At 45.7% G+C, this 265-nt stretch carries 1 protein-coding gene; it reads right to left on the bottom strand.

The window, feature by feature from the left end; translation table 11 throughout:
- Positions 1-83: 83 nt before the first annotated feature.
- Positions 84-265 (bottom strand): multicopper oxidase domain-containing protein (locus AAEZ00_RS21450; protein WP_351089951.1); only part of this gene is annotated, 182 nt, incomplete at its 5' end.

The following is a 265-nucleotide window of genomic DNA, read 5'->3' as shown; positions in this document are numbered from 1 at the left end:
AAACACAGCTGAGCTAGTCAATGTGGCGCTCAGACTCAACAGTCCCAAGGCCATTAAATTCGTTTTATTCATCTGTATTCCCCTTATTTCACCACGACTTTTCTGAACATGCCTGGCATGTGGAATAACAAGTGGCAATGATATGCCCATTGCCCTTTTGCATCGGCGGTGACTAAGTAACTGATCTTAGAGCCCGGCTGAACTAATACCGTGTGCTTACGGGGAATAAAATCAGCATCGCCTGTCTCTAACTCACTCCACATAC

Origin of the sequence: Shewanella sp. S1-49-MNA-CIBAN-0167 (assembly GCF_040310145.1) — a bacterium.
Taxonomy (GTDB): domain Bacteria; phylum Pseudomonadota; class Gammaproteobacteria; order Enterobacterales; family Shewanellaceae; genus Shewanella; species Shewanella psychromarinicola.
The sequence above is the reverse complement of the archived record's forward strand: the minus strand, read 5'-3'. Positions and strand labels throughout refer to the sequence as shown.